This is a genomic window from Mucilaginibacter tolerans, from assembly GCF_030519375.1.
Taxonomy (GTDB): domain Bacteria; phylum Bacteroidota; class Bacteroidia; order Sphingobacteriales; family Sphingobacteriaceae; genus Mucilaginibacter.
In genome coordinates, this window is the sequence record NZ_JAUMKB010000023.1 from 60,859 (window position 1) to 70,118 (window position 9,260).

General features: G+C 41.0%; 5 protein-coding genes. All 5 read left to right on the top strand.

Features of this window, described 5'->3' with window-relative positions:
- The first annotated feature begins 39 nt into the window (after positions 1 to 39).
- Complete coding sequence (locus Q3A68_RS21565; RefSeq protein WP_302903214.1) at positions 40 to 630, top strand: RNA polymerase sigma factor; 591 nt, start codon at positions 40 to 42, stop codon at positions 628 to 630.
- Between the two features lie 90 nt (positions 631 to 720).
- Positions 721 to 1,713 carry a FecR family protein gene (locus Q3A68_RS21570; RefSeq protein ID WP_302903215.1) on the top strand — a complete coding sequence of 331 codons (993 nt, stop codon included), beginning with the start codon at positions 721 to 723 and terminating at the stop codon, positions 1,711 to 1,713.
- Between the two features lie 319 nt (positions 1,714 to 2,032).
- Positions 2,033 to 5,317 carry a SusC/RagA family TonB-linked outer membrane protein gene (locus Q3A68_RS21575; RefSeq protein WP_302903216.1) on the top strand — a complete coding sequence of 1,095 codons (3,285 nt, stop codon included), beginning with the start codon at positions 2,033 to 2,035 and terminating at the stop codon, positions 5,315 to 5,317.
- Positions 5,318 to 5,348: 31 nt separating this feature from the next.
- Positions 5,349 to 6,953: a RagB/SusD family nutrient uptake outer membrane protein gene (locus Q3A68_RS21580; protein WP_302903217.1), complete on the top strand. Its 1,605-nt coding sequence runs from the start codon at positions 5,349 to 5,351 to the stop codon at positions 6,951 to 6,953.
- A 202-nt stretch (positions 6,954 to 7,155) separates the two neighbouring features.
- Positions 7,156 to 9,260 (top strand): CRTAC1 family protein (locus tag Q3A68_RS21585; protein WP_302903218.1); only part of this gene is annotated, 2,105 nt, incomplete at its 3' end.

Below are 9,260 nucleotides of genomic sequence, written 5' to 3' on the forward strand. Positions count from 1 at the left end.
TATTATCGATGAGGTTGGGCTGTATAAACATTAAAACTAATGAGAGAGCCAATCGAATCATATCATACTGATGATGTTTTATTGTTGCAGCAAATAGAACAAGGCAGTAAGCATGCATTTAATGTATTGTATGAAAAGTATTGGGAGAAAGCTTATTCTGAGGCCTATAAACGTTTAAAAGATGCAGATCAGGCTAAAGATATAGTTCAGGAAATATTCACCCATATCTGGCTCAAAAAAGAAAGTCTCCATATTAATAATTTACCAGCTTATTTGAACGTCGCCGTACGTAATAAGGTATTCAAATTGATTGAAAAGCAGAAACTCATCCATCCATTCTTTGATATCCTTGAGGATATGCCTGCAACACATCAGCAGGCTGACAATAATTTGCTTTGGAAAGAGTTTTTAACATCCTACGAAGCACTTTTAGATGCGCTTCCTCCCAAGAGACAAATCATTTTCCGTCTACACTTTCAAAATGATTTACCGACCAAAGACATTGCGGCAAAATTAGGGGTCACCAGAAAGACAGTTCAAAATCAGCTCGGGAAAGCTATTGAAAAATTAAAAGTGTCATTATTACCCTTCCTTATTTTGTTGATCTTTTTATTGCAGGATATAGACTGATTAACTCTTCAAAAAAAATATTTTTTCACTGGATGGGACTTTTGTTTATTTAAAGGTCATATCTATAACCAATTGTATAAACTATTCTAAATGGACAAGCAATATTTTCTCGAACTGCTGCATAAATACCTTAATGATGAAGCAACAGATGAAGAGCAACAGTTCTTAGTAAAATATTACGACTTGTTTTCTGCTGAACCGGACGTTATTTCCTTATTGAGCGATGAGCAAAAAGAGAAATTAAAAAAAGACATACACTCCTCAATTTGGGAAAATATTGATGAGCATATCAATGCCGACAAAAAAATAGTACCCTTAAAGGCCTGGTTCTTAAGAATTGCTGCTGCGGCTGTAATTATAGGTATTTGTGGCATAGGGTTTTTATTTTTACGTAATAAACCGGTTATAAAGCCAACCGCGTTAAACGCAGTCCATAAGCAAAAACCCAACTTGTTGGTTATTCTTCCTGACGGGAGTAGGGTAATCATAAGTTATGGTAGTAAACTTACCTACGCTTCATCTTTTGATGGTTTAGCAAAACGCGAAGTATATCTGACAGGTGAAGCCTTTTTTGATATAAAACACGACAATTTAAAGCCATTTGTTGTACATACCGGCAAGGTGGAAACAACCGTATTGGGTACGGCATTTGATGTTAAGGCTCTTCCCGGCGATAAGACCATAACAGTAACCGTTACAAGAGGTAAGGTGAAAGTCAGTGATCATAATAGACTCCTGGGTATAATTATCCCTAATCAGCAGATTACTTTTAATAAGCAAAAATCTATTTCGACGCAAAGTAGCATAGATGCCAAAACCTATACGATTTGGACGGCGCAGGATAATTTGTATTTTGAAGATTTAAGTTTTGGTGAAGCTGCTAAGGTATTGGAAGAGCGGTTTAAGGTTAAAATATTATTTACGGACCAGCTTATTCAATCAAAACATTTTACGTCTACTTTCGATAAGTCTGCAAGCCTTGATCAGGCGTTAAAAAGCATTTGTGAGTTCAATGATGCCTCTTATTCTTACGATAAAGAAAGAACTACAATAACCATCAGCAGTAAATCTCAAACCAATTAAACTTAAAATATATGACGAAAAATTACTTCACAATCGCAAATGGAGTTTATTCCAAAGAAAGCCTGAACGGTTCTCCAACATAAAAAACCCCCCGGAATCATTTTCTAAGAAAGTGAAATCCAGAGGGTTGCTATTGCTACTCGACGGCAATCGATTGCATTAGCCAAAGTGTTTTAAATTTTAACATTCAATCGAAGACATTAATCACTTAAAACAAATTAAAATTATGAATTTTTCTATAATTCTGGCAGGGCTGCGGCATTTTATTAAGTATCCGCTAAGATTTCATCTGCCAATCGACTCAAATATTAAACAATTCATGAGAATCGGGATAATTTCAATATTCATATTAGCTACTTCAATTCCTGTATTTTCTGCGACGCCAGCAAAAAGCCAAACAATTGAACAGGTAGCAGTAAACATTACACTTAAAAATGAATCGCTGGTAAAAGCTTTTCATAAAATCGAATCGCAAAGCCCTTTTCATTTTATGTATCGCAATGAGGATGTGAAGGATGTCCGTAACCTGGAAATTACGGCCAGCAATCAATCCCTTGCGGTATTCCTGAAAACCATCTTGTCAAATACTTCGCTTAAATTCAGGCAAATTGATAACCAGATATTAATTACAAAATCAAATCCCGATAAAATTGCGGCAGATGGGAAAACGGATGCAGCTAACGATGGCATAGTAGCCTCCAAGGGTGTAATTAAAGGAACAGTGACCGACGCAAAAGGCGGTCCTCTGCCGGGTGTTACTGTTAAGCTGGACGGTGTTGTTTCGCTAAATAAAGCAACTGACGTTAATGGGATTTATAGTTTTGCCAATTTACCGGCTGGTAACTACACGCTGACTTTTACATTTGTCGGTTATAAAACAGTAACCAAGACAATAACATTAGGCGAAGATCAGGAGAGAGTTGTAGACGCGGTATTAGCTGAAACTACAAATAACCTTGATGAGATTATTGTTACCGGTTACGGCACGCAGAAAAAGAGAGAAGTAACCAGCGCCATCACATCTATAAATGCAGCGCAATTTAATAAAGGTAATATTAGCGATGTTTCACAATTGCTGCAGGGTAAAGTACCCGGCCTTTCTATAGCCCGTCCTGGAGGCGACCCTAATGGGGGCTTTGCCATTCGTTTGAGAGGGCTTTCTACCATCGGGACTAATACACAGCCTCTGATTGTAGTTGATGACCAGGTTGACGTGGATATTAATACAATCGATCCGAATGATATCAAAAGCATCGATGTGCTTAAGGACGGATCGTCCGCTGCAATTTACGGTACACGTGGTTCTGCCGGGGTAATCATTATTACTACCAAAACCGGAAGAAAAGGTACCTCAAAGTTTACCTATAACGTTTCTGGTACCGCTGAAACACCAGCGAAATTTACCCAGCATATGAATGCTGCGCAATTCAGGGCTCTTGGTAAAGGCACTGACTTTGGTTCGAATACTGATTGGGATAAAGAGATCACGCGTACAGCTTTATCATACGTACATAACCTGGGTTTTTCTGGAGGAGATGAACGGACTACCTATGATGCATCCCTAAACTATCGCAATAGCGAGGGAGTTGCTATTATGACAGGTTTTAAGCAATTGAATGCAAGGTTGAATTTAACGCATAAGGCGTTGAATGATCGATTGGTTTTCATTTTCAATATCAATACAACAAACAGGAAAAATGAGGAAGGTTTCCCTGATGCCTTTAAATATGCCACTATTTTTAACCCTACAGCGCCGGTTCATAGTACAAACCCGCTATACGACCTTACCGGTGGCGGATATTTTGAGTCTAACTTTGTTGATTACTCTAACCCTGTCGCAATGTTAGAACAGAACACTAACGAAAGAACCATTAAAAAATTCAACGTTGGCGGGTCGGTCACCTATGAAATCATTAAAGACTTAAAGTTTTCAACCCAATATTATAAACAAACTTCCAGTAACTATCATTCTGAATACTCTCCAATTGATGCTTTTATTTCCAGAGGTTTTCCGTTAGGAAGTGGTTTCGGCCGTTCAGGGCTTTCTGTAAAAAATGATGATGAAACGGAAAATGCACTATATCAAAATACGCTGTCTTACGAAACAGCAATAAAAAAAATGCACGTGTCTGCCGTTGCCGGGTATTCTTACCAGGATTACCTTTACCAGGGGTTTGGCGCCGGAGGAGGTAATTTTGTAACCGATGCATCGAGGGAAAACTTTGGTGCTGCACTGGATTTTGTGAATGGTATAGGCTCGGTAACCAGTTATAAAAACGAAAATAAATTGATCTCGTTTTTTGGGCGTGTAAACCTGAACTATGATAACATAGCTTTCCTTTCAGCGAGTTTAAGACGGGATGGTTCGAGCGAATTTGGAGTAGATAGCAAGTGGGGTTACTTTCCTGCCGTTAGCGCCGGACTTGACATTAGCAAATTAGTAACTATTCCAACAGTAAGTAACCTTAAGGTAAGGGGCAGTTATGGGATTACTGGTGCGCTTCCTGTCGGACCTTATTACTCCTTGTCGCGGTTGACTACCACCGGAACCTATTACGCTGGTGGAGGAGTATATGCCCAAACCTACGGCACCTTTGTGAATGCGAACCCGAAACTGAAATGGGAAAAGAAGACCGAAGCTGATTTGGGATTGGATTTCACTCTGCTGGACGGCAGATTAAGCGGTACATTTGACTATTTTAACAGAAAAACAAAAGATTTGATCTTTAATGTGACCGTACCTTCTCCTCCGGCAATCAACAATAACACCTGGGAAAATATCGGCGAATTAACCAACTCCGGAGTAGAGTTAGCCTTGAACTACGAGGCAATCAGAGGTTCAAACTTTAGTTGGACTCCTGGTGGTAATATTTCCAGCTATCACGTGGTTTTGACAGCGCTGAATGAGAGTCTAAAAGGTTCTTATGTAGGTGCAACCAATTTGGGAACGCCAGGTCAGGAAGCCACTCAACTAACAAGAGCGGTTGAAGGGCAGCCAATTGGTATACTTTATGGACCTAAGTACGTAGGCGTTGATGCGAACGGTACCTACTTGTATTCAGACGGTAAAGGAGGCACAACGGGTTTAGCTAATGCCCCGCGGCAGGTTATCGGTAATGGCTTGCCAAAATTTGAATTTGGTATCACCAACGCATTCAAATACAAAAATTTTGATTTTAATTTCTTCCTGAGATCGTCAATCGGGCACCAATTGATCAATACTTATCGGGCGTTTTATGAAAATCCGAATATCGCCACCAGTTATAATGTAGTTAATACCAAATATTTTAATCCTAAAGTAACCGACGGAGCGGCATATAGCAGCTATGATGTAGAAAAAGGTGACTTTCTGAAATTGGATAATGCGACACTGGGATACACGTTTAAAATAGCCAAAAGCGATGGTAAATCCGGAATGATAAGCAGCCTTAGGGTTTATCTTTCTGGGCAAAATTTGTTTACTATAACCGGCTATACGGGTGTAGATCCTGAGGTAAGGTATGCGGATGGCATTCCGGCAAACCCACTGGCGCCAGGAATTGATAGAAGGGAAACCTGGGTTTATACCCGGTCGTTTACTTTCGGCATCAATATGGGATTTTAATAAATGTTTTAAATTCTAATACTAGCAAGTTATGAAACACATATCATTTACAAAATATTCGATTCTCGGAGTTTTGCTTGTCGCAGCATCATGTACAAAGCTTGATGAAAAATCATTGCTTTATGACCAGGTGACAGAAGATAATTTTTATAAAACAGATAAACAGTTAGCTGCGGCAGTTGGCGGAGCATACTCGCCTATTTATGGCTATATGGGTTCTTTTTTTAATTTAAATGAAGTAACTACTGACGAGGTTGTGGTTCCGACCAGAGGCGCCGACTGGGGTGATGGGGGCCATTGGGTCCGTTTAAAAACACATACCACCGTTAGTACAGACGCACAGCCGGCCGGCGGATGGAATTTTGGTTTTGGGGGAGTTACAACTTGTAACAAACTTTTAGCCACACTTGCCAAAAGTAGTTCGCCTACCGCGGCCACTTATGTATCCGAATTGAAATGCTTGCGTGCTGTTTATTATTATTGGCTGCTTGATTTGTTCGGTAATGTGCCTCTCACCACCGATTTTTCAGATACAAAGCCGCCGGCCAATAGCACACGCGCCGAAGTATATGCCTTTATTGAAAAGGAACTGCTGGACAATAAAGATGCATTACCTAAAATAGGTACCGGTGACGGCCCGTATTATGGACGTGTTACTTATTATGTGGCCGAAGCAACATTAGCCAAGTTGTACCTGAACGCACAAATCTATACAGGTACCCCTCAATATGACAAAGCGATTGCTGCCTGTGATGAGATTATCAACTCGGGTAAATACACGTTAATGGGAAATTATGCCGATAATTTTTCGCGGAATAATATCGGTTCCACTGAGTCTATCTGGGCAATTCCTTTTGACGGCGTAAAGGCTGGCGGCTTCAATATGGATATGGAGACCTTGCATTTGCAGAGCCAGAATACCTATCAAATGAATAGTCAACCCTGGAATGGGTTTGCTTCAGTTCAAGAGTTTTACCAGTCCTATATTGATCCCACGCAAAATCCAGGCCCGCAGGGAACTGTGGTTGGCCTTGATCCAAAAGGAACGCCCACTACCGGAACGGTTGACAAAAGGATGTTAAATAACTTCCTGGTGGGCCCTCAATATCAGGCTGATGGGGTAACCCCTTTGACAGATGGTGGAGCAGACGCTACCGATCCGGATGGTCCTGCCATTACCTTTACACCTTATATTAATGAGCTGCAACCTAATGCATGGAGGCAATCAGGTGCACGTATCGGCAAATGGGGATTTTATAAGGGAATGCAAACCAGTTTGGATAATGATGTAGCAATTTACAGATACGCAGATATTTTGCTAATGAAGGCTGAACTTGTGGCACGGAAAAATAACAATTGGAATGATCCGGTTACCCTGGCATTGGTTAATCAGGTTAGGGTGCTGCATGGTGGTGTTGATCCATTTGCTACTTTAACTGCTGCAACCTTTGCGGCCGAGCGTGGTAGAGAAATGTTTGCCGAATGTTACAAAAGGCAGGACATGCTTCGCTTTGGAACCTATAATAACGCATATCGGTTTCACCCTGCAGATCCCGACACACACGTTAACATCTTTCCTATACCAGAACCTCAAATTAATGCAAATCCAAATCTTCATCAAAACCCGGGATATTAAGAAAACTTCATAATTTAATATAAGATAATGGCTTTTTCGGGAAGCAAGTAGTCTGCTATTTGCTTCCCTTTTAACGAATATATGTTTTAGGCCGAACGTCAATGAATAGACTGGACTATTTAAACAGAAAAAATGTCATTAATGATATAAGTGAATAGCTAATGAATTGTATAATCGGTGTATTTGGCAGGGTTTAATAAGGATGAAAGAGGGAATGATTAATGCAGTTTTATTTGTAAAGCGACAATCAATTAATGTTCGGGTGCTCTGCATCGCCATGTTGCTTATGGTAAGTTGCAATTCAAATAAAACGAAGCCAGTTGAAAACAATACACTTTTTTCGCTTTTACCTTCATCAGCTACCGGGGTAGATTTTTCTAATATTGTTAATTACACCGAACAGTTTAATGTTTACACCTATCGTAATTTTTATAATGGCGGGGGAGTAGCCATCGGCGATATCAATAATGATGGGTTGCCGGATATCTTCTTTTGCGGAAATCAGAAATCAAACAGGCTTTACTTAAATAAAGGCAATTTTCAGTTTGAAGACATAACCGAAAAGGCCGGTCTTTCTTCCACAGGCGTATGGTCCACAGGTGTCACTTTTGCAGACGTAAATGGGGATGGTCTTCTTGATATTTATATATGCAAATCCGGCGATTTTTCCGGGAAAAATAGAAGTAACCAGTTATTTATTAATAATGGGAACCTGACATTTACTGAAAAAGCAGCAGAATACGGTCTCAATAATAAAGGCTTGTGTACACATGCTGTTTTTTTTGATTATGATCACGACGGAGACCTGGATTGCTATCTTCTTAATAATTCATTTCGTTCTGTGGGAAACTATGATCTGATTAAAGACCAGCGCAATACTCCCGACCCGCTTGGTGGGAATAAATTATACCGGAACGATGGCGGTCATTTTACTGACGTGACCCAGCAAGCCGGAATATACAGCAGCAAAATTGGCTTTGGATTAGGTGTAACCATTTCGGATGTGAACGGGGATGGCTGGGACGATATTTATGTTTCCAATGATTTTTTTGAACGTGATTATTTATATATTAATAATCACGACGGCACCTTTAAAGAGTGCCTGCCGGATGCAATAAGAGAGTTAAGCCAAAACTCCATGGGGGCTGATATTGCCGATATCAATAATGACGGCTATCCTGATATTTATGTGACTGATATGCTTCCTGAGTTGGAAGGCAGGTTAAAATCCAAAACCGCCTTTGAGAATTGGGACAAATATCAATCTGATCTGCAAAATGGATATTATCAGCAGTTTCTTCGTAACGTTTTGCAGTTGAATCAGGGACCGGTCATGATTAAAAATGCCAAACAGCCGCAAGTAAATTTCAGCGAAATAAGCAGGTTGGCCGGTGTGCCGGCTACCGACTGGAGTTGGGGCGCTTTGATCACGGATATGGATAATGACGGGTTCAAGGACATTTTCGTCAGCAATGGGATATTCAAGGATTTAACCGACCAGGATTATATCCAATTTATGGCCAACCCGGTTCAGGTTAGAAAAATGATGGGAAATGAAAAAGAGGTGATCAGGAAATTAATCGATAAGATGCCGTCGGAGGCGGTTGCGAATTATGCGTACCGGAACAATGGGGATTTAACGTTTACCAATAAGGCAGGTGAATGGGGTCTGGGTGACCCAAGTTTTTCGAACGGGTCGGCGTATGGAGATCTGAATAATGACGGAGCGCTGGATCTGGTGGTAAATAATGTGAACATGCGGGCCTTTATCTACCGCAACAACAGCAGGAAACAGCATCCGGAGAATAAGTATCTGAAAGTGATCCTGCAGGGTGAAGGCAAGAACCGCTTTGGCGTAGGGGCTCAGGTAACCTTATACTACAATCATACGCTAAGCTACCAGGAGCAGATGCCCTCGCGGGGATTTGAATCGAGCGTAGATAACCGGTTGAACTTTGGATTGGGTAAAGCCAATACAATAGATTCAGTAGTAGTGAAATGGCCGGGCGGGAAGCAAAAAGTATTAAAAGGGGTCAAGCCTGACCAGACGATCACAGTGAAGGAGATCGAGTCGATGATGCCAAAGAAAGCAGGAAGCGATCCGGCACCGGCAAGGCCCCAGTTTGAGCAGAGTGCAGATAACCATGGGATAGACTTTGAGCACAAGGAAGACGACTTTGTGGATTTTGACAGGGAGAAACTGATCTTCCAGATGCACTCCACCGATGGCCCGCGGATGGCCAAAGGGGATGTAAACGGCGACGGGCTGGAAGATTTTTATATCTGTGGGGCGAAGGACCAGCCGGG

Excerpts from the sequence above, each read along its gene's own strand:
- Q3A68_RS21575 (WP_302903216.1), top strand. The coding sequence starts at position 2,033 with ATGAGAATCGGGATAATTTCAATATTCATATTAGCTACTTCAATTCCT.
- Q3A68_RS21570 (WP_302903215.1), top strand. The coding sequence starts at position 721 with ATGGACAAGCAATATTTTCTCGAACTGCTGCATAAATACCTTAATGAT.
- Q3A68_RS21580 (WP_302903217.1), top strand. The coding sequence starts at position 5,349 with ATGAAACACATATCATTTACAAAATATTCGATTCTCGGAGTTTTGCTT.
- Q3A68_RS21565 (WP_302903214.1), top strand. The coding sequence starts at position 40 with ATGAGAGAGCCAATCGAATCATATCATACTGATGATGTTTTATTGTTG.